Source organism: Pseudomonas sp. PDM18 (genome assembly GCF_014852585.1).
Classification (GTDB): Bacteria; Pseudomonadota; Gammaproteobacteria; order Pseudomonadales; family Pseudomonadaceae; genus Pseudomonas.
Genome location: NZ_JACVBX010000005.1, coordinates 62,320 through 83,358, shown reverse-complemented (window position 1 = coordinate 83,358; position 21,039 = coordinate 62,320). Strand labels below are relative to the sequence as shown.

Sequence of the window (21,039 nt, the reverse complement as noted above, 5' to 3'; positions counted from 1 at the left end):
GCGCCTCATAACCCGTCGAGCAGCGCCCGGTAGTCTTCCTGGGCGGCGAATTCCTCGGTGTCCTTCGGCCCCTGGCGGCTGTCCGGCTGGCGCACCGCCAGCAACTGGGCGACGCCGAAGGTCCGCGCGGCACGCAGGATCGGCAGGCTGTCGTCGATGAACAGGCTTCGCGCCGGATCGAAACCGACGTCCGCCCGCAGCGCCTGCCAGAACTGCTGGTCCTCCTTGGGGAAACCATAGTCGTGGGAGCTGATCAGCCGGTCGAACCAGGGCGACAGCTCCACCCGCTGCATCTTCAGCGACAGCGAATCACGGTGGGCATTGGTGATCAGCACCGCGCGCTTGCCATGCCGGCGCAGTTCGGCGAGGAACAGGTCGGCGTCCGGGCGCAGCGCGATGAGGTCGGCGACCTCGTGCTTGAGGTCGAGGATCGACAGCTTGAGCTCACGACTCCAGAAGTCCAGGCAGTACCAGTTGAGCAAGCCTGCGTTGTCGCGGAACAACGGCAGCAGCTCGGCGTCGGCCTCGGCGCGGCTGATGCCGTGGTGTTCGGCATAGCGTTGCGGCAGGTGTTCGAGCCAAAAGTGGTTGTCGAAATGCAGATCGAGCAAGGTGCCGTCCATGTCGAGGAGGACGGTGTCGATCTGGTTCCAGGGCAGGCGTGGCATGCTGGGCTTTCGCAAAAGGGTGTCGCAATTGCGCCGCCGGTGGACGGAATCGGCGCGATATCTGACACGGAGAATCGGAAAAGGCGGGTTATCATAGCCGACCCGGCCACCCCCAGGAGTCGCCCCATGCGTCAGAAACCCACGGTCCTCGCCCGAGAGATCGTTGCCAGAAGCCGGCTTTTCGCCGTCGAGGAGCTGCAGCTGCGCTTCTCCAATGGCGTTGAGCGTACCTACGAGCGCCTGGTGGGCAAGGGGCAGGGCTACGGCGCGGTGATGGTGATCGCCATGCTCGACGCCGAACACGCCGTGCTGGTCGAGGAGTACTGCGCCGGAGTCGACGAGTACCAGCTGTCGCTGCCCAAGGGCCTGGTGGAGCCGGGGGAGGACATCCTCGACGCCGCCAACCGCGAGCTGAAGGAAGAAGCCGGCTATGGCGCCCACCAGCTCGAGTACATCACCGAGCTATCGCTGTCGCCCGGTTACATGAGCCAGCGCATCCAGGTGGTGCTCGCCCGCGACCTCTACGCGGAATCGCTGCCCGGCGACGAGCCCGAGCCGATGGGCGTGGACAAGATCAGCCTGCGTGAGCTTTCCAGTCTTGCGCAGAATGCCCAGTTCAGCGAAGGGCGGGCCCTGGCCGCGCTCTATCTGGTACGTGACCTGCTGACCCAACGAGGGGAATTCCAGCCGTGATGAATGCTTTTCTGCCTGCCGTGATCGACCTGGTGCACAAGGCAGGCGATGTGATCCTGCCCTTCTGGCAAGGCGACCTGGATGTCCAGAGCAAGGCGGACGAGTCACCGGTGACCGCCGCCGACCTGGCCGCCCACCGCGTGCTGGCCGACGGTCTGCGCGCGCTGGCGCCAGATGTGCCGGTGCTGTCCGAGGAGGACTGCGACATTCCGCTGGAACAGCGTGCCCAGTGGACCCGCTGGTGGCTGGTTGATCCGCTGGACGGCACCAAGGAGTTCATCTCCGGCAGTGACGAATTCACCGTCAACGTCGCGCTGATCGAGCACGGCCGGGTGGTTTTCGGCGTGGTCGGCATTCCGGCCAGCGGCCGCTGCTACTACGGCGGTGCCGGCCTGGGCGCCTGGTGCGAGGATCGCGGCAACGAGCCCGAAGCCATCGAAGTGCGCACCGAGCCGGACGACGTCTTCACCGTGGTGGCCAGCAAGCGCCACTCCAGTCCGCAGCAGGAAAAGCTGCTGGCCGGTCTCGCGCAGCGCTTCGGCGACCTGAACCTGGCCAATATCGGCAGCTCCCTGAAGTTCTGCCTGCTCGCCGAAGGCTCGGCGGACTGCTATCCGCGCCTTGCGCCGACCAGCCAGTGGGACACCGCTGCGGCCCAGGGCGTGCTGGAAGGCGCTGGCGGAGAAGTGCTGGACGTGCGCGGCGAGCCCTTCACCTATGAAGCGCGAGAGAGTCTGCTCAACGGGTCCTTCCTGGCGTTGCCCAAGGACGCGGCCTGGCGCGGTGACCTTATCCAGCTCGCCCGCGCGCTGGACTGACCCCTTACCCTACAGATAGCTCCTCAGAAATTCTGACCCATGCCCGAATTACCTGAAGTCGAAACCACCCGCCGGGGCATCGCGCCCCACCTCGAAGGCCAGCGCGTCAGCCGCGTGATCGTCCGCGAGCGCCGCTTGCGCTGGCCGATTCCCGAGGATCTGGACGTTCGCCTGTCCGGACAGCGCATCGTGAAGGTGGAGCGGCGCGCCAAGTACCTGTTGCTCAATGCCGAGGTGGGCACGCTGATCAGCCACCTGGGTATGTCTGGCAACCTGCGTCTGGTGGAATGCGGCACGCCGGCGGCGCGTCACGAGCACGTGGATATCGAGTTGGAATCGGGCATGGCGCTGCGCTACACCGACCCGCGTCGCTTCGGCGCGTTGCTCTGGAGCCTGACGCCGCTGGAGCACGAACTGCTGCGCCACCTCGGTCCGGAGCCGCTGACCGATGCCTTCGAGGGCGAGCGGCTGTTCCAGCTGTCGCGCAACCGCAGCATGGCGGTGAAGCCCTTCATCATGGACAACGCGGTGGTAGTCGGCGTGGGCAACATCTACGCCACCGAGGCGCTGTTCGCTGCTGGTATCGACCCGCGCCGCGAAGCCGGAACCATCTCGCGGGCGCGCTACGTTAAGCTCGCCCAGGAGATCAAGCGCATCCTCGCCATTGCCATCGAACGCGGCGGCACCACGCTGCGCGACTTCGTCGGTGGCGATGGCCAGCCTGGCTATTTCCAGCAGGAACTCTTCGCCTATGGGCGCGGTGGCGAGCCGTGCAAGGCCTGTGGTTCGACCCTGCGCGAAGTGCGCCTCGGCCAGCGCGCCAGCGTCTACTGTCCGCGCTGCCAACGCTGAAGCCCGTGGGCGGCCGTTAAGCTGCCCGATCTGCCCTCCCTCATAACAACAAAGGCCTCCGAAGAGGGGCCTTCAGGTGACTCATGTCCGGCAACTATCTGCCCCGCAACCCGTTCGCCGAGGCGCTCGGCCACAGCATGCTGCGCCTGGCCGGCTGGCGTATCGAAGGTGCGCTGCCCCCACTCGACAAGTTCGTGGTGATCGGCGCGCACCATACGTCCAACTGGGACTTCATTCTCTTTCTGGCGGTGAAGTTCGTGCTGCGCCTGAACGCCCGCTGGTTCGGCAAGCACACCATCTTCCGCGGGCCCTTTGGCGGCCTCATGCGCCGCTGGGGCGGCATCCCGATCCAGCGCCACCGCAAGCTGAATACCGTGGACCAGGCGATCCAGGCCTTTCACGATAACCGCGAGATGATGCTGATCCTCTCCCCGGAGGGCACGCGCAAGAAGGTCGAACGCTGGAAAATGGGCTTCTACCACATCGCCCGTGGCGCGGGCGTGCCCATCGTGCTGGCGGCGCTGGATTACCCCGGCCGGCGCATCGTCATCGGCGAGCCGTTCTGGCCCACCGGCGATGAAGCCGTCGACCTGCGCCGGATGCTGGCGTTCTATCGGCCGTTCGTGCCGAAAAAGCCGGAATACGCATTCTTCGGCGATTGAAGGCTGTCACGCGACAAGTCATGGAGCGCTGTTATAGTTATGGCAGTCTGCCTGCCCCAACTACACAAAAAAGGACTTCCCTCCATGACCCTGTTCCGCACCGCCGCCACTGCGATGGCACTGGTCTGTGCATTTTCGGTGCTGCCGGCTGTTGCTCAGGAAGAAGTGAGCAACGTCAGTGGCGACCCGACCTACGTCGTCTCGGCCCCACCGTTTTATTCGATGCTCGGTGACTTGCTGATCGCGCGTCCGCTGCTGATCGCCGCCACCGTGGTCGGTACCGCGGCCTTCGTGGTGACCCTGCCGTTCAGTGCGGCTGGCGGTAACGTCAAGGAAGCCGGTCAGGCGCTCGTGGTCGATCCGGGCAAGGCCGCCTTCGTGCGCTGCCTGGGCTGCACCACCAGCGGCTACAAGAAGGACTGATCGGCTGGGGCGGCGTGGCCGCCTCGCCAGCCCGGATCGCCGGGTGAACTCCTTGGGTAGCCGATGAACCTGAGCGCGCTGAAGAAGCACCTGCGTCCGCTGCTTCTGCTGCTGGTCGCCGTCGCCCTGGGCTACACCTTCTGGTCCAGCGCCGGTCTGCTGCAGTTGGGAGCGGGCCTGGCGCTGTTCCTGTTCGGCATGCAGTGCCTGGAGGAAGGCCTGCGCGACCTCGCCGGCAGCCAGCTCGAACGCTGGCTGGAGAAGAGCACCGCAACCCGCGGCAAGAGCCTGCTGTTCGGCCTCATCGGCACCTTTCTACTGCAATCCTCGACCCTGGTTTCCCTGCTCACCATCGCCTTCATCAGCACCGGGCTGATCCAGTTGGCCGGTGGTATCGCCATTCTTTTTGGGGCAAACCTCGGTGCCACCAGCGGCATCTGGTTGCTGGCGCTGGCCGGGCAGAACCTCAGCCTCAGCCCCCTGGCGCTGCCCTTGCTGGTGTTCGGCGTGCTGATGGGGTTCAACGGCGCCAAGAGCAAGGCCGCCGGACGCATCCTGCTGGGCATCGCCTTCATCTTCCTGGGCATCGACCAGATCAAGGATGGCTTCGGCAGCTTCGGCGACGCCATGGACATGAGCGAACTGCGCTCGGAGGGCATGCTCGGCGCGCTGCTGTTCGTCACTTTCGGCATCCTCATCACCGTGGTGCTGCAGTCCAGTCACGCGACCCTGATGCTGACGTTAGCCGCCCTTGCGGGCGGCCAGCTGGAGTTGGGTCAGAGCCTTGCGATCGCCATCGGCTCCAATGTCGGCAGCAGCGTCACCACGGCCTTTGTCGGCTCCCTGGGCGGCAACCGCAGCGGGCAACGATTGGCGCTGGCGCACGTGCTGTTCAACGTGGTGACCGGGGTGCTGGCGTTCCTCCTGCTCGCACCGCTGACCTGGCTGGTGCACTGGCTGGTGACGCCGGTGGGGCTGGCGGACAACCCGATGATCCAGCTGGCGTTGTTCCACACCCTGTTCAATGGCATGGGCGTGGTGCTGTTCTGGCCGATCCAGGGTGCATTGGCCAATGCGCTCGTGCGCTGGCTGCCGGAGGTCGAAGAGCCGACGGTGCTGATCACCGACATGGCGCCGGCTCTGCCCTCCATCGAACGCACCCATGCGCGCTACCTCAACGAACGCGCGCTGGACTCCGCCGACGCTGCCGCCAGCGCGGTGCTGCAGGAGTTGCGCCACCTGGGGCGCCTGAGCATCGAGGTGATCTGCCACGCGCTGTACCTGCCGGTGGAGATGCTCAACCAGCCGCGGGTGGACGAGAGCCAGCTGCAGGCTGCACCGGATCGCCATGCGCTGGCAGCGGAAGTGCTTTACCAGCGCCATATCAAGGGTGTGTATGGCGACCTGCTGAGCTTCATGAGCCGCCTGGAAGTGCCGCTGGACGAGGAACACCAGCGCTTCTGGCTGTCCTGCCAGGTGGTGGCGCTGCAGCTGGTGGACGCGGTGAAGGACGCCAAGCACCTGCAGAAGAACCTCGGCCAGGCACTGCTGGGTGAGCCTTCGACGCTGCGCGACACCTACGTCGAGCTGCGCCGGCACCTGATCGGTATGTTGCGTGAAGTCCGCGCGCTGGGCTCGCTGCTTGGCGGCGATCTGCCGGAGGAGGCTTTGGTGGCGCGTCTGCAGTTGCTCGACGAAAGCGCTGCGGAGTTCGATGCGGCGTTCCGCCAGCGCCTGTTCGCGGCGGTGCGCCGACAGGAGCTGGACGGCCTGCAGATGAGCTCGCTGATGAACGACCTGGGCTACGTCAGCCGGATCATCCAGAGCTTGCGCAACGTGCTGCAACTGGGCACCGAACATGGTTTGTTCGATGCTCGCGAAGAGGACGCTCCGGCCCTCATCCTGCCCTGATCAGCGCAGCGGCGCCGCCAGTTCGGTCGCCAGACCGATGCCGCGCGGATCACTGGCGGACTGCACCTCGCCGGACTTCTTGTTCCACAGCAACACCTGCTGGTTGCCATAGGCGCGACCGACGTCCTTGAGGGTGTAGCCCCGGCGCTGCAGGTCGGCCATTTCGGCGGCGGTGAAGGCGCGCGGTTCATGCTCGATCACGTCGGGCAGGAACTGATGGTGGTAGCGCGGCGAAGAGACCCAGCGCTGCACCGGCTTACCGTCCAGATACTCCAGCATTGCCAGCAGCACCATGCTGGGAATCCGGCTGCCGCCCGGCGTACCAAAGGCGGCCAGTTCGGTGGGGCTTTCGATGAAGCTCGGGCTCATGCTCGACAGCGGGCGCTTGCCGGCGGCCACCGCATTGGCCTGGCTGCCGGCCAACTGGTAGGCGTTGGCGCCGCTGACGTCGGTGGCGAAGTCGTCCATCTCGTCGTTGAGCAATACGCCGGTGCCCGGCACGGTGAAGGCCGCGCCGAACGGAAGGTTGACCGACAAAGTGGCGGCGACGGCATTGCCGTCGGCGTCCATTACCACGAAGTGGGTGGTGTGATCGCCTTCGCGCCAGGCGGGTGCCGGCGGCAGGGAGGAGCTGGGCGTGGCGCGCTGCGGATCGATACCGGCGGCCAGGCGCTTCAGGTAGTCCGGCGCGAGCAGTTGGTTGACCGGGTTGGCGACGCGGTCCGGGTCGCCCAGCAGGCCGCGGTCACGGTAGGCGCGGCGCAGGGCTTCGACTACGTAATGCGCGCGCTGCACCGGTTCGGCTTTCTGCCAAGGCAGTTGCTGCAGCATGCCCAGGCTTTGCGCCAGGGCCACGCCGCCGGCGGAGGGCGGCGGGGCGCTGATCAGTTCGCGGCCGTCGGCCAGCGGGTAGCGCAGTGCCTGGCGTTCGACGGTGCGGTAGCTGGCGAGGTCTTCCAGGCTCCAGACGCCGCCGGCGGCGCGCACGCCATCCACCAGTTTCTCCGCGGTCTCGCCTTCGTAGAAGCCGATACGGCCGTAGCGCGCCAGCTTCTCCAGGGTGTTGGCCAGCTGTGGCTGGCGCATCAGGCTGTATTCCTCGGGCAGGTTGCCCTGATCGAGGAAGATGCGCGCGGTCTCGCGGTCCTTGCGCATCGCGTCCAGACGCCAGGAGGCGCGGTCGATGTAGACGCGGTCGATGGACACGCCGTCGGTGGCAAGGCGGATCGCCGGCACAAGGTTGTTCGCCAGGGTCTTGCGGCCATAGCGGCTGGTGATGTCCGTCAGGGCGGCGGGCAGGCCGGGGATGCCGGCGGCCAGCGGGCCGTTGAGCGACAGTTGCGGGTCGACCTTGCCGTTGCGCTCGTACATCCGCGCGTGGGCGGCTAGCGGGGCGCGTTCGCGGGCGTCGATGAAGTGGTAGGTCGGCGGGTTGCCGGCCTTGCGTAGCAGGAAGAAGCCGCCCCCGCCCAGGCCGGAACCATAGGGCTCGACCACCGCCAGCGCAGCAGCGATGGCCACGGCGGCGTCGAAGGCGTTACCGCCGTCAGCGAGGGTCTCCAGGCCGGCCACGGTAGCCGATGGGTGCGCGCTGGCAACGCTGGCCTGGGCCGGATGTTCCGCAGCGTGCAGGGCAAAGCTCAGCAGCAGGAGGCTACAGAAGCCAAGCAGGGAGGCGCGGGAGCGGGAATTCAACGAGGACATGGCATCTCACGAACCGCCGGCAGGGCCGGCTGGAAAACCAAACGGGGCGAAGGTGGAGGATAGACAATCCACAACGCCCCGGGTTTGTGAGAACTCAATGAAAAAGTGTCGAAACGCGCGAAGTCAGGCTTTGCCGGTGAGCTTCTTGTACTTTTCCATCAGCTGATCCTTGCTCTCGACGTTGCTTTCGTCGAGGGGGATGCAGTCGACCGGGCAGACCTGCTGGCACTGCGGCTCGTCATAGTGACCGACGCACTCGGTGCACAGGTTCGGGTCGATGACGTAGATCTCCTCGCCCTGGGAGATCGCGGCATTGGGGCACTCGGGTTCGCAGACGTCGCAGTTGATGCAATCGTCAGTGATTTTCAGGGACATCGAACAACTCCAACCATGACGGCAGCCATGGCGATCGGTAGCAACAATGGTGAAATTGTGCCGTATCGGCGCGGTTAGTGCACGCGAAGGGGAGTCAGCAGACGGAAACCGCCGTCCTTGGCGGTTGCGCGGTCAGCGCTTGAAGCGCTCGGCCAGGGCGCTGGCCACCGCGGGATGCACGAACTTGGTGATGTCGCCGCCCAGCGCCGCGATCTCGCGCACCAGGGTGGAGGAGATGAAGGAGTATTTCTCCGACGGCGTGAGGAACATGCTTTCCAGGTCGGGCGCGAGCTGGCGGTTCATGTTGGCCAGCTGGAACTCGTACTCGAAGTCCGACACCGCACGCAGGCCGCGTAGCAGGATGTTGGCGTTCTGTTCCTTGGCGAAATGGGCGAGCAGCGTCGAGAAACCGACGACTTCCACGTTGGGCAGGTGCGAGGTGACCTGGCGGGCCAGTTCTACGCGCTGTTCCAGCGGGAACAGGGGGTTTTTCTTGGGGCTGGCGGCGACGGCAATGATCACCTGGTCGAACAGTCGCGAGGCGCGTTCCACCAGATCGGCATGGCCTTTGGTGATGGGGTCGAAGGTACCCGGGTACAACACTCGATTCATCGCGGCGTCCTGGTCGGCTCTTGTTGGCAGGCTGGTGCAATAGCGGGCGGATGGTAACGCAGCATGTCCGTGGGGCCAAGCGACCTTGGTAGTGCTTCTGTGAACGGACTACCTGAGATAGCCGGCGAGAGACCGGTGAGTCACGCGCAGGGCCTGTGCCAGAGCCTGCGCGTGTGGTCTTGCCTGATGCTGCTCTGTTTCGTGGGGCGAATAACCCGGAACGGGTTATCCGCCGGCCAACCCGCGGCGGATAACGCTGGCGCGTTATGCGCCCTACGGGAGCCGGATTGCGCCTCAGGCCCTGCCCAGGCGCTTGGCCAGGGCGTCGGCCAGTTGCGCGGTGAGGCCGTAGACCGAGAGCTGCGGGTTGGCGCCGATGCTGGTGGGGAACAGCGAGCCGTCGTGGATCGACAGATTCTCCAACTGGTGGTGGCGGCCGAGGCTGTCGCACACCGACTGCTTTGGATCCTCGCCCATGGCGCATCCGCCCATCACGTGGGCGCTGCCCAGGCGGGTGCGGTAGAGCTCCAGGCTCAGGCCGTCGATCAGTTCGTGGGCTTCCTTGGCGCTCTTCACGTAGTCGGCATCGGCATGCAGCGGCAGCACGGCCTTGGCGCCAGCGGCGAACTGGATGTCGGCCATGGTGTGGAAGGCGCGGCGGATGCCGTCCCAGGTGTAGTCGGTCATCTGGTAGTCGAGCACCGGGGTGTCGTCGCCGCGCAGGCTGACCGAGCCGACTGCGCTGTCCGGATGGAAGCCGTCGCGCATCAGCGCCAGGATCACGTTGGTGTGCGGCAGCTGCTCCATGCGCAGCGCGTTGTCCTCGCCGAAGCGGCCGAGCAGGGTGGCGCTGAGCGCCGGCTGTAGCGGCGGGACTTCGAGCTTGTAGGACATGCGCCCGGCGGCGCCGTCGTCCCACTGGAAGTGGTCGGAATAGATCGACTGCGGCGCGCCGTAGAAGGGGTTGATGACCTCGTCGAACAGGGCGGCGCTGAAGTTCACCGTGTGCAGGAAGGTGCGCTGGCCGACGCGGCCGTTCGGGTCCGGCGCCTTGGAGCGCAGGAGGATCGCCGGGGTATTGATGCCGCCGCCGGAGAGCACGTAGTGACGCGCCTTGATGGTGATCCTGCGGCCGGTGGGGGCGACGCAGCGCTCGTCCATGGCCGAGCACTCCAGGCTGCTGACCTTGTTGCCGTCGTGCAGCAGGCGGTCGGCGCGGGCGAGGAACAGCAGTTCGCCGCCTTTCTCCAGGGTCGCCGGAATGGTAGTCACCAGCATCGACTGCTTGGCGTTGGTCGGGCAGCCCATCCCGCAGTAGCCGATGTTCCAGCAGCCACGGACGTTGCGCGGGATGACCTTCCAGTGCAGGCCGAGCTTCTCGCAGCCATTGCGGATCACGTCGTTGTTGGCGTTGGGCGGCATGATCCAGGGCGCGACGCCCAGCCGCTGCTCCATCTTCTCGAACCAGGGCGCCATCTCGGCGACGCTGTGGCCCTTCACGTCGTGTTCCTTGGCCCAGTGTTCCAGGGTCGGCTCGGGGGTGCGGAAGCTGGAGGTCCAGTTGACCAGGGTGGTGCCGCCCACGGCGCGGCCCTGGAGGATGGTGATGGCGCCATCCTTGCTCATCCGGCCGATGCCTTCCTGGTACAGGCTGGGGTAGGCGTCGGACTCCTGCATCTTGAAGTCTGTGCTGGTCTTGAGCGGGCCTTCTTCCACCAGCAGCACCTTGTAGCCGGCAGCGCTCAGGGCTTCGGCGGTGGTGCCGCCACCGGCGCCGCTGCCGACGATGACGACGTCGGCTTCCAGGGTCAGGTCCTTGTCCAGGCGCGAGCCGTTATGGACTTTCCAGCCGCGGGCCAGGCCCTCGGCGAACAGATCGGGTACGGGCATCGGGAATCTCTCAGGCGAATTCTTGTTGTTCTGGTGACATCAGATCTTCGGCGGGCCGGGGTAGCCGCAGTGGCCCCAGGATTCCGTGCGCCCGTACCAGGCCATCATCACCAGTTGCAGCAGCGAGCTGTGGCCCATCTTCAGCAGGGAGATGGAGCTGTTCTGCCAGCGGTTCAGGAAGTTCTTCACGTCGTCCGCGCTGGCGTTGTCCCAGCTGCCCCAGATGCCGGTGAGCGGCCCGCGGGTGATCGGCAGGGCGAGCACGTCGAACAGCTGCACGGTGAGCTTGAGCATCTCCGGGGAGAGGTGATTGAGGCTGTTGTCGAGGCTTTCGATGGTGCCCTTGACCGCCTCGGCCATGCGCTCGGCGGGCACTGCGCCGGCCAGCATCACCGGGATCAGCGCACGCAGGAAGGGCAGGTCGGAGTCGCGCAGCACGGCGAAACCGTTGGCCGGAGTACTGGCCGAGCAGCCGCTCAGGGTGGCGGTGACGCCCGCCGTGGCGAGGAAGGCTCCGCCCAGCAGGCCGATCTTGAGCACGCCGCGCCGGGAGAGTCCCGGCGCGCTCAGGGAGGTGTCTGTCATTCTTGTTCTGTCACCTTGGGTGGATGGGGTCGGTCAGCGGATGAACAGCTTGTAGACCAGTTTCTGCAGCGACTTGCCGTAGGGCGGGTAGATCACCCGCGCGGCGTTGAAGCGCGGCTTGCTGAACACGCCCTTGGCCTTGGAGAAGGTCAGGAAGCCTTCGTGGCCGTGGTAGTGGCCCATGCCGGACGGGCCGACGCCGCCGAACGGCATGTCGTCCTGGGCAACGTGGAGCAGGGTGTCGTTCAGGCACACGCCGCCCGAATGGGTCTGGGCCAGTACGTGGTCCTGCTCGCGCTTGTCGTAGCCGAAGAAGTACAGCGCCAGCGGGCGGTCGCGCTCGTTGATGTAGCTGAGCGCCTGGTCGAGGCTCTGGTAGGGGATCACCGGCAGCAGCGGGCCGAAGATCTCTTCCTGCATGATCTTCATCTCGTCGGTCACGTTCAGCACCAGCGCCTGCGGCAGGCGGCGGCCCTGGGCCTGCGGGAACAGCGGCACGACAGTGGCGCCACGGGCCTGGGCATCGGCGAGGTAGCCGTTCAGGCGCGACAGCTGACGCTCGTTGATGATCGCGGTGTAGTCAGGGTTGTTCTCCAGTTTCGGGAAGAAGCCCTGGACCACCTGGCGGTAGCTCTCGACGAACTCGTCGACGCGGTTCTGCGGCACCAGCACATAGTCCGGCGCCACACAGGTCTGGCCGGCGTTGAGCGACTTGCCGAAGGCGATACGCTCGGCGGCGTCCTTCATCGGCACGCTGGCGGAAACGATGGCCGGCGACTTGCCGCCCAGCTCCAGGGTGACCGGGGTGAGGTTCTCGGCGGCGGCGCGCATCACGTGCTTGCCGACGCTGGTGGCGCCGGTGAACAGCAGGTGATCGAAGGGCAGCTTGGAGAAGGCCACACCGACGTCCACTTCACCCTGAACCACGGCGACCAGGTCTTCGGGGAACACTTTGCCCAGCAGCTCTTTCAGCACGCGGGCGGATTCCGGGGTGGATTCGCTCATCTTGATCATCACCCGGTTGCCGGCAGCCAGCGCCCCGGTCAGCGGGCCGATGGCGAGGAACAGCGGGTAGTTCCACGGTACGATCACGCCGACCACGCCCAGCGGCTGGTAGATGACCTTGGCCGAGGCTGGCATGAACTGCATGCCCACGGAGCGGCGCGAGGGCTTCATCCACTTCTTCACGCGCTTGGCCGCGTAATGCACGCCGTGCAGGCTGGGCAGCACTTCGGCGAGCAGGGTCTCGTCGGCGGAGCGGTTGCTGAAGTCGGCGTTGATCGCGTCGATGATCGCCTTCTGCTCGGTCACCAGCAGGTTGGCGAGGCTTTTCAGCCACTGGATGCGCTGGCCGGCGTCGGGCATCGGGTTGGCGCGATACGCCTGGCGCTGGCGTTCGAGAAGAGTTTCCAGCTGACTGATCTGCTGCTGGGTCTGCTGCAGGTAGGCGATATCGGCAACCATGACGGGCTCCTGGCGCAAGCGTGGTGGGGAGGCTCTCGGGTGATTCGCACAGGAATCCCGGATGCCTCGCGTTTTTATGCTGTCGCTGGTTTTTTAGAGCAATTGCTCTAGAGTGTCAATCAGCATGCCGGTTCCGCGCCGCCAGGCCCAGCCAACGAAAAGTTGGGCGGACCCACCCGTTGTGTCAGGTGGTAGCAATCGGTGTACCTTTGCGTCCGCGCAATCCGCTTTGACGAGTTTTGGCAATGGCACCACGCATCAACACCCGTGACCGCATCGCCCAGGCCAGCCTGGAGCTGTTCAACGCCCAGGGCGAACGCAGCGTCACCACCAACCACATCGCCGCGCACCTGGGCATCTCGCCGGGCAACCTGTACTACCACTACCGCAACAAGCAGGTGATCATCGCCCAGCTGTTCGCCGAGTACGAAAGCCACGTCGACCAGTTCCTGCACCTGCCCGAGGGGCGCGCGTTGACGGTGGAGGACAAGACCTTCTACCTCGAAGCGCTGCTCGCCGCGATGTGGCATTACCGCTTCCTGCACCGCGACCTGGAACACCTGCTGGATTCCGACCCGGAGCTGGCCGCCGGCTATCGCTCCTTCGCCCGCCGCGCCATGGACAACGCCAAGGCGATTTACCGGGGCTTCGTCGACGCCGGCATCCTGCAGATGGACGAACCCCAGCTCGAAGCCCTGACCCTCAACGCCTGGATCATCCTCACCTCCTGGGTGCGCTACCTGTGCACCACTCGTGAAGTGGCCAGCGACCTCAGCGAAGCGCTGATGCGGCGCGGTATCTACCAGGTGCTGGCGCTGGAAAGCGGGCACATCGCCCCGGCGTTCCGCGAGGCGGTGGCGGCGGTGTTCGACCGGTTATACGTTCCGCTGGAAGGCTGATTCTTACAGCCAGGATGTTTCCGAGCGATCGCCTTTCCCTCACCCCAACCCTCTCCCGTAGGGAGAGGGGGCAGATCCTGCCGGCTGATAAATTGGCTTCTCCTTGCGCCGAACGGTCCCCTCTCCCCCTGGGAGAGGGTTAGGGTGAGGGGCTCTTGGGAAGGGGCTCAGGTTATGTAGGGCGGATAACGCGCCAGCGTTATCCGCCGGCCATCCCGCTCAACACGTCAGGCATCCACCTGGCGCGGCCCCGGCACCCGTGGCCGACGCAGGGCGATGCCGTGACGCAGGAAGAACTCCTCCACGCCCTCGGTGGCATCGGTGTAGAGCGTGCGGTTCGGGTGATCGGCGAGGAAGCGCGCCATCAGCGCAAGGCCGATCCCGCGGGACTGGAAGCCCGGCAGCACGGCGATTTCCGCAAGCCACGTGGTCTGCGCCGTTTCGCTTTCGGCGCGCAGCAGGCCGAGCACCTGCTCGCCGTCAACGGCCAGCAGGAAGTAGCTGGAGAATTCATAGAGGTCGCGCAGCTCCGCGGTGGTGCCGGGCGAACCCCAGCCCACGGCGCGGTACAGTGCGGCGATGCCCGCGCACTGTGCATCGCTCAGCGGTTCGTTGTGCAGAATCGTCAGCGGCGTGTCGTGCATCGCGGCGCTCCTTCCTGGCGTTTCCTTACTGGTGCAGTTCCAGTCTGCCTCATTCCGGCGCCCAGTGGCTGACCCAGCGCAGTCAGGACTCTCGCTGTTCGCGCAGCCACTGCGGGATACGGCGCTCCAGGTAGTAATCCGGGCGCGTTGGCGAGCCGCCGATGAAGCCGACATGGCCGCCATGGGGCAGCAGTTCCATCTGCGTCGAAGCGGACAGCTCGTCCAGCCGTGGAACGCTGTGGGCGTGGATGAACGGATCGTCGCTGGACTGGATGATCAGCGTCGGCACGCGGATACCGCCCAGGTAATAGCGGCTGGAGGCGCGCCGGTAGTAGTCGTGCACATCGGCGAAACCGTGCAGCGGTGCGGTCACCCGGTCGTCGAAGTCCCAGAAGGTGCGCATGCCATCCAGCGGCCCGAGACGTTCCAGCGCGGCGAGGTTTTCCGCGTGGCCGCCGGCGGCGAAGGCCTGGCGCTTGGTCTGCACATAGGCCACCAGCTCGCGCATGAAATGCGCCTGGTAGACCCTGGAGAAGCCGATGCCGATGCGGTCGGCACACTGGTCCAGGCGGAAGGGTACCGAGACCGCCACTGCGCCTTTCAGCGGGCAGCTGCCCGAGGCTTCGCCCAGGTACTTGAGCAGCACGTTGCCGCCCAGCGAATAGCCCACCGCGTAGAGCGGCGCCATCGGTCGCTTGGCGCGGACGTGGGCGACCACCGAGGCGAGGTCTTCGCTGACGCCCGAGTGGTAGCCGCGCGGCAGCAAATTCGACTCGCCCGAGCAGCCGCGCCAGTTCAGCGCCACGCTGGCCCACCCCTGCGCTGCCAGCTGTTGCTGCAGGCCGAGGATGTAGTGCGAGGACGACGAGCCGGTCAGCCCGTGCAGCGCCAGCACCAGCGGCGCATCCGCCTCGTGCGGGCCGTGCCAGTCGAGGTCGATGAAGTCGCCGTCTTCCAGCCACAGGCGCTCGCGGGTGCGCTCAAGGCTGGGCGCCTTGCGCGCGAGCGAGCCATAGAGGGTTTGCAGGTGCGGGCCGGGTAGCCACCAGGCGGGCTTGAACGGGGAGGGTATAGTCATCACGGATCGAATGGGGCCGACGAGCTGTGATAGTAACGCCAAGTCGGCCGTGCCATGGATGCCTTGTGCATCCTTCGCCAGGGAAACCCACGCAAAGGAGGGGATGAAATGTGGAAGAAAATCGCGGCGCTGAGCCTTTTGCTGTGGCTCGTCGCGTGCGGCGAACCGGTGCCGCAGGAGCACAAGTCATACGTCGGCTTGTGGACTGCGCCGCAGATGAGCCTGCTGGTCACCGCCGACGGGCGCGTCGTCTACAAGCGGGTGTCGGGCAGCACCTCGAAGTCCATCGAGGCGCCGATCAAACGCTACGAAGCAGACGGTTTCACCGTGGGCTTCGGTCCGTTCGACACGCACTTCAAGGTCTCCAAGCCGCCCTACCAGGACGGTAACCAATGGAAGATGGTGGTCGATGGCGTGGAACTGGTGCGTACCAGCACCGTCGATACCGGCAAGTCCATCTGAGGGCTTGCTGGACCAGCAGCATCAAGGTGTCGGCCCGGATGGCCGACCGATTCAACCGACATGAGGATTGTCCCCTATGTTCAGCCGCTGGCTGTTCCTCTCCGCACTCACCGTAGCCTTGCCCGGTTTTGCCTGGGCCGAGGGCGCTTCTTCCGACTTCAGTGACGACGCTCCCAGCGCCGAGCAGAGTGATTCACGCGGCGAAGAACTGTTCGCCGAATTCACCCGCCTGCAGCAGGCCGCCGCAACGGGCGAGCCGCAGGCGCTGTTCGATTTCGGTGCCTACTTCTACCACCAGCAGAACTACGCCGGTGCGCGCAAATGGTGGGGCAAGGCTGCCGAGGCCGGCATGGCTCGCGCGCAGGTCCAACTGGCCATGCTCTATCGCGATGGCGACGGCGGTCCGGAGGACAAGGCCGAGGCGGCACGCTGGTTCGCCAGGGCGGCGGAGCAGGGTGATGCCGGCGCGCAGAACGAGATGGGCGTCCTCTACTGGGGCGGGGAAGGCGTCGACAAGGACCGGGTCAAGGCCGGCACCTGGTTCGAGCGCGCCGCCAAGGCGGGCAGCGAGGATGCCGAGACCAACCTGGGGTGGTTCTACCTCGACGATTCCCAGGGCGTCTACGACGCCGCCAGTGAGGAGGAAGCGGCCCTGCTGGACCGCTACGCCGCCAGCCGCGAAAGGGCCTTCCAGTGGTTCTGCAAGGCGGCGACCCAGGGCAATGCCCGCGCCCAGTTCAAGGTCGGCGAGGCCTACTGGAATGGTTCCGGCGCGGGCATGAACAAGCTGCAGGCGCGGCTCTGGCTGGAAAAGGCCGCGCAGCAGCAGGACGCGGAAGCCATCGCCTGGCTGAAGACTGCCGAGGACACCGCCTGGTACACCCGTCTGGAAAACTGGACCCACGCTGCGCTGGATGGCGAGCTGTCCGGTACTGCGGACTGCTCGGGTGCGGCGGATCGCCGACACGCCAATCGCGCTGTGGAGAATGCATCGTCCGAGCCCGAAGCCGTGGAAGCCAGCGCGGCTGATGCAGCAGAGGCGGCAGACGTCGCGGAATCAGCGAGCCAGTGAGGCTCGCTACCAGCCGAACTCGTCGGCCAGGTTTTCCGCCCGGCGGGCGTCGCCGAGCAATTGCGACAGCTCGCCGATCAGTTCGCGGCGGTAGAGCGGATTGACGCTGTAATCCTCGGCGAAGATGTCCTCGCCGGCCCCACGCCACACTTGGGCGAAGGTGGCGAGGCAGGCGGTCATCTGCCAGATGTTGTCGAACATCGGCGCGGGATCCCAGGGGCCTCCGTGCTGGTCGAAGAGGATGCGGCCGCTGGAGCATTCGAGGATGAAGGGATCGGCACCCTGGTCCGCCACCACGATCCAGTCATCGCTCCACCCCGCCAGCCGCTCGCCGGTCAGGCCGTGCCAGCGGTAGCCGGCCTGCTGTTTCCACAGCTTCGCCAGCGAAGGGATGAAGAACGGATTGCCGGCGGTATCCAGGGTGCAGTCGCACGGGCCGACTTCGCGGTAGAAGCGTTCCAGCTCGGCGGGCAGGGCGATCTCACCGGCCCAGTCGCTGGCCGGCTGTTCGAAACAACGCTCGTCCAGCGCCAGCAGTTGTTCGCGGATCGAGAGCGGGAAGGTGGTCATGATTCAGCCGTCCTTTGCTGCCAGTTGATGGGGCTACTTCCTGTCGGGAGTCGCTCCTGCGACTCCTCAAAAGCGAACCGTTGCAATGGCTGCAACGGTTCGCTGCTGCTCAGGACTCTTGTCGCTGCCAAAGCGCGTAATGCACCGAACCCGCCTTCTTCTCCCGGTGCAGCCGCCAGTTGCCCGGCAGGCCGAGGCTGGAGGGCACGGCTTCGCTTTCGGTGTAGACCCACGCGTCCTTGGCCAGCCAGCCACGCTCTTCAAGCAGACGGCAGGCGTTCTGCAGCAGGTCCTGGTGGAAGGGAGGGTCGAGGAAGACCAGGTCGAAAGGCTGCGCCGCCTGGTTATCGAGGTAGCGCAGCGCGTCGGTCATCACCAGCTGGCCGGTGGCGCACTTGAGGGTGTCGAGGGTGCCGCGCAGCGCCGCCACGGCTTCGCCGTTGGTGTCCAGCGCAAGGCCCGCGCTGGCGCCACGGGACAGCGCTTCGAGGAACAGCGCGCCGCTGCCGGCGAAGGGGTCGAGCACGCGGGCGCCAGGAACGTAGGGCGCGAGCCAGTTGAACAGGGTCTCGCGCACCCGGTCGGGTGTAGGGCGCAGGCCCGGGCCGTCGGGGAACGCGAAGCGCCGGCTGCGCCATTCCCCGCCGATGATGCGCAGCTGGCCCTGGCCGCCGTGGGGCTTCTGTGCGGCGCGCGGGGCGCCACCGGGTCGTTTGCTCATCAATGCTCCGGTACGCCGGCAGGTTGCGCGGCGGGTTTGTCGGTGGGCGGCGGCAGCGGTTGCTGCGGCACGGTGGGGCCGGCGGTGACGATGACGAAGGCGTCCGGGTCGAGGTGGCGGCGCATGGCTTGTTTCACCTGTTCCACGCTCAGGCCCTGGACCTGGCTGAGGAAGGTCTCCAGGTAATCCAGCGGCAGGTTGTAGAAGCCGATGGCGCCCAGCTGGCCGACGATGTCGGCGTTGCTCGCGGTGGACAGCGGGAAGCTGCCGGCCAGCTCGCGCTTGGCGTCGTCGAGTTCCTTCTGCGTCGGGCCCTTGTCGAGGTAGTCGCGGACGATGTCCTGGACCAGCTTGAGGGTGCCTTCGCTCATTTCGGCGCGGGTCTGCAGGCCGATGGTGAATGGCCCGCGCGACTGCATGCCGGTGAAGCCGGAGTACACGCCGTAGGTCAGGCCGCGCTTCTCGCGCACCTGGTCCATCAGGCGGGTGCCGAAGCCGCCACCGCCGAGAATCTGGTTGCCCAGGTAGAGCGCGGCGTAGTCCGGGTCGTTACGGGTGATGCCCAGCTGAGCCAGCATCAGCTGGGTCTGCTTGGACGGGAACTCGATGTGGGTGACGCCGGCCTTGGGTGTCCGCGGCTCGCCCGGCGCTGGCAGGGCAGGGCCCGTGGGCAGGGATTTGGAGACGCTGCCGGCGATGGCTTCGGCCTGCTCGCGGGTCAGGTCGCCGACCAGTGCGATGACCACGTTGCCGGCGGCGTAGGCCTTCTGGTGGAAGGCGCGCAGCTGGGCGACGCTGATCTTTGGCACCGACTTCTCATTGCCGTCGCTGGAATGGGCGTAGGGATGGTCGCCATAGAGCCGCTTGAACAGCTCAAGGCCCGCCAGTTTGCCGGGGTTCTGCTTCTGGTACTCGAAGCCGGCCATGACCTGGTTCTTGATGCGGGCCAAGGCGTCCTCGGGGAAGGTCGGCTGGCCGATCACCTGGTCGAACAGCGCCAGGGCGGCGTCGCGCTTGCTCGGCTCGCTCAGGCTGCGCAGGCTGGCCACCGCCATGTCGCGGTAGGAGCCGTTGCCGAAGTTGGCGCCCAGGTCGTCGAAACCGGCGGCGATGGCGCTGGTGTCCTTGCCGGGCACGCCTTCGTTAAGCATGGCGTTGGTCAGCATGGCCAGGCCGTAGGCGTCGCCATCCTGGCTGCTGCCGGCGGCGAAGGTCAGGCGCAGGTCGAACATCGGCAGCTCATGGGCCTCGACGAAGAGCACGCGGGCGCCTTCAGCAGTCTGCCATTGCTGGATGTTCAGCTTGCGGTGGCTGGGCGCCTTGCCGGCAGCTTCGGCCAGGGATTGCAGGCCGGTGGGCGCGGAGTTTTCGGCGGCAGCTGGCTGCGTGGGTGCTGGCGTCGGGGCAGGCGCCGGCGCGGCTGCTTCGGGCGCGGCGGCGGGGCGGGAAACGAACAGCACCAGTCCGGCGATCAGCGCGATGACGATCAGCCCGACCAGGCCGTAGCGCAGGCCATTGCGTTCACTCATGGCTCGGCTCCTTGTCGGTGGCGACTTCCGGCAGGACCTGGGCGAGGGTCAGGCGGGAGCGGGTGAAGTAGGTGCGGGCGGCTTGCTGGATATCTTCGGCGGTGACGGCCTGGATGGCTTCCAGGTCCTTGTCCGCCAGGCGCCAGCCGAGGCCGACGCTTTCCAGTTCGCCAATGGTGCTGGCCTGCCCGGCGATGGAATCGCGCTCGTAGACCAGCCCGGCGATGACCTGGGCGCGCACGCGCTCCAGTTCTTCCTGGCTCGGCGGGTTCTTCTTCAGGTCCTCCAACTGCTTCCACAGCGCGGACTCGACCTGGTCGAGGGTCTTACCGGTCTGCACGTTGGGGGTGGCCGAGAGGAAGAACAGGCCGTCGCCGCGGGAAAAGGCGTCGTAGGAGGCCGAGGCGCCGGCGACGATTTCCTCGCCGCGCTCCAGGCGCGCGGACAGGCGCGCGCTGTAGCCGCCGTCGAGGATCGCCGAGATCAGGCGCAGGGCGTTGATCTGTTTCGAGTCATCGCTGCTGCCCAGGGTCGGCACGTTGAAGCCCATGATCAGGCTGGGCAGCTGGGTGCGCACGTGCAGCTTCAGGCGGCGTTCACCCGGCTCGGCCAGTTCCAGTGGTTTGCGCGCGGCGGGCAGGTCGCGCTTGGGGATCTCGCCGAAGTACTTCTCGGCCAGGGCCTTCACCTCGTCGCCGCTGACGTCGCCGACCACCACCAGCGTGGCGTTGTTCGGCGCGTACCAGGCCTGGTACCAGTGGCGCAGGTCGTCGATGGTCATGCGCTGCAGGTCAGCCATCCAGCCGATGGTCGGCGTGCGGTAGCCACTGGCGGGGTAGGCGGCGGCCTTGAAGCGCTCGAAGGCCAGCGCGCTGGGCTTGTCCTCGGTGCGCAGGCGGCGCTCTTCCTTGATCACCTCGATCTCGCTCTTGAACTGGTCGGCCGGCAGGGCGAGGTGCGCCATGCGGTCGGCTTCCAGCTCCAGCGCCACCGGCAGGCGGTCGCGGGCGAGTACCTGGTAATAGGCGGTGTAGTCGTCGGTGGTGAAGGCGTTCTCTTCCGCGCCGAGGTCGCGCAGGACCAGAGAAGCCTGGCCGGGGCCGAGCTTGCGGCTGCCCTTGAACATCATGTGCTCCAGGGCGTGGGAGAGTCCGGTGAGGCCGGGCGTCTCGTAGCTGGAGCCGACCTTGTACCAGAGTTGGGAGACCACCACGGGGGCGCGGTGGTCCTCGCGGACGACGACCTTCAGGCCATTGTCCAGGGTGTATTCGTGGGTGGGCTGTGGTTCCGCGGCGCTCGCCATCAGCGGCAGCAACAGGGAACCGAGCAGCAGGCCGGCGTGACGGCGTGCAAGGGTTTTCATCGTGGACTGAACCTTTCGGGCTGTCCGCGGGGTCTATGCAGGCT

The 21,039-nt window shown here is 66.4% G+C and carries 22 protein-coding genes; 9 read left to right on the top strand and 13 right to left on the bottom strand.

Features of this window, described 5'->3' with window-relative positions; genetic code table 11:
* Positions 1–5: 5 nt before the first annotated feature.
* A complete protein-coding gene (gene yrfG / locus IB274_RS12345; protein WP_192432266.1) occupies positions 6–668 on the bottom strand; it encodes a GMP/IMP nucleotidase in 663 nt (220 codons plus the stop codon).
* A gap of 126 nt (positions 669–794) precedes the next feature.
* On the opposite strand from yrfG, the gene nudE reads away from it, so the two are divergent.
* The 6 genes from nudE (at position 795) to IB274_RS12315 (ending at position 6,027) form a co-directional block, all read left to right on the top strand.
* A complete protein-coding gene (gene nudE / locus IB274_RS12340; protein WP_192432265.1) occupies positions 795–1,361 on the top strand; it encodes an ADP compounds hydrolase NudE in 567 nt (188 codons plus the stop codon).
* Entirely contained in the window at positions 1,361–2,179 is an 819-nt protein-coding gene (gene cysQ, locus IB274_RS12335) for a 3'(2'),5'-bisphosphate nucleotidase CysQ (protein WP_192432264.1), read from the top strand. Before nudE ends, cysQ begins: the two co-directional genes overlap by 1 nt.
* A gap of 39 nt (positions 2,180–2,218) precedes the next feature.
* Positions 2,219–3,031 (top strand): bifunctional DNA-formamidopyrimidine glycosylase/DNA-(apurinic or apyrimidinic site) lyase, encoded by an 813-nt coding sequence (mutM, locus tag IB274_RS12330; protein WP_192432263.1) that lies wholly within the window; start codon positions 2,219–2,221, stop codon positions 3,029–3,031.
* 83 nt (positions 3,032–3,114) lie between these two features.
* On the top strand, positions 3,115–3,693 hold the full coding sequence (locus IB274_RS12325) for a lysophospholipid acyltransferase family protein (protein ID WP_192432262.1): 579 nt from the start codon (positions 3,115–3,117) through the stop codon (positions 3,691–3,693).
* Between the two features lie 84 nt (positions 3,694–3,777).
* Positions 3,778–4,116, top strand: coding sequence for a multidrug transporter (locus IB274_RS12320; protein ID WP_192432261.1), 339 nt, complete (start codon positions 3,778–3,780; stop codon positions 4,114–4,116).
* A 63-nt stretch (positions 4,117–4,179) separates the two neighbouring features.
* Positions 4,180–6,027 (top strand): Na/Pi cotransporter family protein, encoded by a 1,848-nt coding sequence (locus IB274_RS12315; protein WP_192432260.1) that lies wholly within the window; start codon positions 4,180–4,182, stop codon positions 6,025–6,027.
* Here the strand turns inward: IB274_RS12315 and ggt are convergent, their stop codons facing one another.
* The 6 genes from ggt to IB274_RS12285 form a co-directional block, all read right to left on the bottom strand.
* Entirely contained in the window at positions 6,028–7,731 is a 1,704-nt protein-coding gene (gene ggt, locus IB274_RS12310; RefSeq protein ID WP_192432259.1) for a gamma-glutamyltransferase, read from the bottom strand.
* 123 nt (positions 7,732–7,854) lie between these two features.
* Positions 7,855–8,106 (bottom strand): YfhL family 4Fe-4S dicluster ferredoxin, encoded by a 252-nt coding sequence (locus IB274_RS12305; protein ID WP_017521427.1) that lies wholly within the window; start codon positions 8,104–8,106, stop codon positions 7,855–7,857.
* A gap of 132 nt (positions 8,107–8,238) precedes the next feature.
* Positions 8,239–8,718, bottom strand: coding sequence for a pantetheine-phosphate adenylyltransferase (gene coaD / locus IB274_RS12300; RefSeq protein WP_024767001.1), 480 nt, complete (start codon positions 8,716–8,718; stop codon positions 8,239–8,241).
* A 294-nt stretch (positions 8,719–9,012) separates the two neighbouring features.
* Positions 9,013–10,608: a GMC family oxidoreductase gene (locus IB274_RS12295; RefSeq protein WP_192432258.1), complete on the bottom strand. Its 1,596-nt coding sequence runs from the start codon at positions 10,606–10,608 to the stop codon at positions 9,013–9,015.
* A gap of 39 nt (positions 10,609–10,647) precedes the next feature.
* Entirely contained in the window at positions 10,648–11,193 is a 546-nt protein-coding gene (locus IB274_RS12290; RefSeq protein ID WP_192432257.1) for a twin-arginine translocation pathway signal protein, read from the bottom strand.
* Positions 11,194–11,226: 33 nt separating this feature from the next.
* The gene (locus tag IB274_RS12285; RefSeq protein ID WP_192432256.1) at positions 11,227–12,657 is read right to left on the bottom strand and encodes a coniferyl aldehyde dehydrogenase; all 1,431 of its coding nucleotides are present in this window, start codon (positions 12,655–12,657) and stop codon (positions 11,227–11,229) included.
* Positions 12,658–12,902: 245 nt separating this feature from the next.
* On the opposite strand from IB274_RS12285, the gene IB274_RS12280 reads away from it, so the two are divergent.
* Positions 12,903–13,556 carry a TetR/AcrR family transcriptional regulator gene (locus IB274_RS12280; RefSeq protein ID WP_192432255.1) on the top strand — a complete coding sequence of 218 codons (654 nt, stop codon included), beginning with the start codon at positions 12,903–12,905 and terminating at the stop codon, positions 13,554–13,556.
* A gap of 227 nt (positions 13,557–13,783) precedes the next feature.
* Here IB274_RS12280 and IB274_RS12275 read toward each other — a convergent pair whose 3' ends face one another.
* On the bottom strand, positions 13,784–14,200 hold the full coding sequence (locus IB274_RS12275) for a GNAT family N-acetyltransferase (RefSeq protein ID WP_192432254.1): 417 nt from the start codon (positions 14,198–14,200) through the stop codon (positions 13,784–13,786).
* 82 nt (positions 14,201–14,282) lie between these two features.
* Complete coding sequence (locus tag IB274_RS12270) at positions 14,283–15,278, bottom strand: hydrolase (protein WP_192432253.1); 996 nt, start codon at positions 15,276–15,278, stop codon at positions 14,283–14,285.
* A gap of 108 nt (positions 15,279–15,386) precedes the next feature.
* Here IB274_RS12270 and IB274_RS12265 point away from each other — a divergent pair, with 108 nt between their 5' ends.
* A complete protein-coding gene (locus IB274_RS12265) occupies positions 15,387–15,740 on the top strand; it encodes a hypothetical protein (RefSeq protein WP_192432252.1) in 354 nt (117 codons plus the stop codon).
* Positions 15,741–15,816: 76 nt separating this feature from the next.
* Entirely contained in the window at positions 15,817–16,812 is a 996-nt protein-coding gene (locus IB274_RS12260) for a tetratricopeptide repeat protein (RefSeq protein WP_192432251.1), read from the top strand.
* Positions 16,813–16,818: 6 nt separating this feature from the next.
* Here IB274_RS12260 and IB274_RS12255 read toward each other — a convergent pair whose 3' ends face one another.
* The 4 genes from IB274_RS12255 to IB274_RS12240 all read right to left on the bottom strand — a co-directional run bounded on the left by IB274_RS12255 (position 16,819) and on the right by IB274_RS12240 (position 20,995).
* Entirely contained in the window at positions 16,819–17,382 is a 564-nt protein-coding gene (locus tag IB274_RS12255) for a hypothetical protein (RefSeq protein ID WP_192432250.1), read from the bottom strand.
* Positions 17,383–17,491: 109 nt separating this feature from the next.
* Positions 17,492–18,103, bottom strand: coding sequence for a 16S rRNA (guanine(966)-N(2))-methyltransferase RsmD (gene rsmD / locus IB274_RS12250; protein WP_192432249.1), 612 nt, complete (start codon positions 18,101–18,103; stop codon positions 17,492–17,494).
* Positions 18,103–19,632 carry a M16 family metallopeptidase gene (locus IB274_RS12245; RefSeq protein ID WP_192432248.1) on the bottom strand — a complete coding sequence of 510 codons (1,530 nt, stop codon included), beginning with the start codon at positions 19,630–19,632 and terminating at the stop codon, positions 18,103–18,105. The genes rsmD and IB274_RS12245 overlap by 1 nt, the downstream gene beginning before the upstream one ends.
* Positions 19,625–20,995, bottom strand: coding sequence for a M16 family metallopeptidase (locus tag IB274_RS12240; RefSeq protein WP_192432247.1), 1,371 nt, complete (start codon positions 20,993–20,995; stop codon positions 19,625–19,627). The genes IB274_RS12245 and IB274_RS12240 overlap by 8 nt, the downstream gene beginning before the upstream one ends.
* Between the last annotated feature and the right edge of the window lie 44 nt (positions 20,996–21,039).

Coding starts and splice junctions, on each gene's coding strand:
- yrfG (WP_192432266.1), bottom strand. CDS start 668: ATGCCACGCCTGCCCTGGAACCAGATCGACACCGTCCTCCTCGACATG.
- nudE (WP_192432265.1), top strand. CDS start 795: ATGCGTCAGAAACCCACGGTCCTCGCCCGAGAGATCGTTGCCAGAAGC.
- cysQ (WP_192432264.1), top strand. CDS start 1,361: ATGAATGCTTTTCTGCCTGCCGTGATCGACCTGGTGCACAAGGCAGGC.
- mutM (WP_192432263.1), top strand. CDS start 2,219: ATGCCCGAATTACCTGAAGTCGAAACCACCCGCCGGGGCATCGCGCCC.
- IB274_RS12325 (WP_192432262.1), top strand. CDS start 3,115: ATGTCCGGCAACTATCTGCCCCGCAACCCGTTCGCCGAGGCGCTCGGC.
- IB274_RS12320 (WP_192432261.1), top strand. CDS start 3,778: ATGACCCTGTTCCGCACCGCCGCCACTGCGATGGCACTGGTCTGTGCA.
- IB274_RS12315 (WP_192432260.1), top strand. CDS start 4,180: ATGAACCTGAGCGCGCTGAAGAAGCACCTGCGTCCGCTGCTTCTGCTG.
- ggt (WP_192432259.1), bottom strand. CDS start 7,731: ATGTCCTCGTTGAATTCCCGCTCCCGCGCCTCCCTGCTTGGCTTCTGT.
- IB274_RS12305 (WP_017521427.1), bottom strand. CDS start 8,106: ATGTCCCTGAAAATCACTGACGATTGCATCAACTGCGACGTCTGCGAA.
- coaD (WP_024767001.1), bottom strand. CDS start 8,718: ATGAATCGAGTGTTGTACCCGGGTACCTTCGACCCCATCACCAAAGGC.
- IB274_RS12295 (WP_192432258.1), bottom strand. CDS start 10,608: ATGCCCGTACCCGATCTGTTCGCCGAGGGCCTGGCCCGCGGCTGGAAA.
- IB274_RS12290 (WP_192432257.1), bottom strand. CDS start 11,193: ATGACAGACACCTCCCTGAGCGCGCCGGGACTCTCCCGGCGCGGCGTG.
- IB274_RS12285 (WP_192432256.1), bottom strand. CDS start 12,657: ATGGTTGCCGATATCGCCTACCTGCAGCAGACCCAGCAGCAGATCAGT.
- IB274_RS12280 (WP_192432255.1), top strand. CDS start 12,903: ATGGCACCACGCATCAACACCCGTGACCGCATCGCCCAGGCCAGCCTG.
- IB274_RS12275 (WP_192432254.1), bottom strand. CDS start 14,200: ATGCACGACACGCCGCTGACGATTCTGCACAACGAACCGCTGAGCGAT.
- IB274_RS12270 (WP_192432253.1), bottom strand. CDS start 15,278: ATGACTATACCCTCCCCGTTCAAGCCCGCCTGGTGGCTACCCGGCCCG.
- IB274_RS12265 (WP_192432252.1), top strand. CDS start 15,387: ATGTGGAAGAAAATCGCGGCGCTGAGCCTTTTGCTGTGGCTCGTCGCG.
- IB274_RS12260 (WP_192432251.1), top strand. CDS start 15,817: ATGTTCAGCCGCTGGCTGTTCCTCTCCGCACTCACCGTAGCCTTGCCC.
- IB274_RS12255 (WP_192432250.1), bottom strand. CDS start 17,382: ATGACCACCTTCCCGCTCTCGATCCGCGAACAACTGCTGGCGCTGGAC.
- rsmD (WP_192432249.1), bottom strand. CDS start 18,103: ATGAGCAAACGACCCGGTGGCGCCCCGCGCGCCGCACAGAAGCCCCAC.
- IB274_RS12245 (WP_192432248.1), bottom strand. CDS start 19,632: ATGAGTGAACGCAATGGCCTGCGCTACGGCCTGGTCGGGCTGATCGTC.
- IB274_RS12240 (WP_192432247.1), bottom strand. CDS start 20,995: ATGAAAACCCTTGCACGCCGTCACGCCGGCCTGCTGCTCGGTTCCCTG.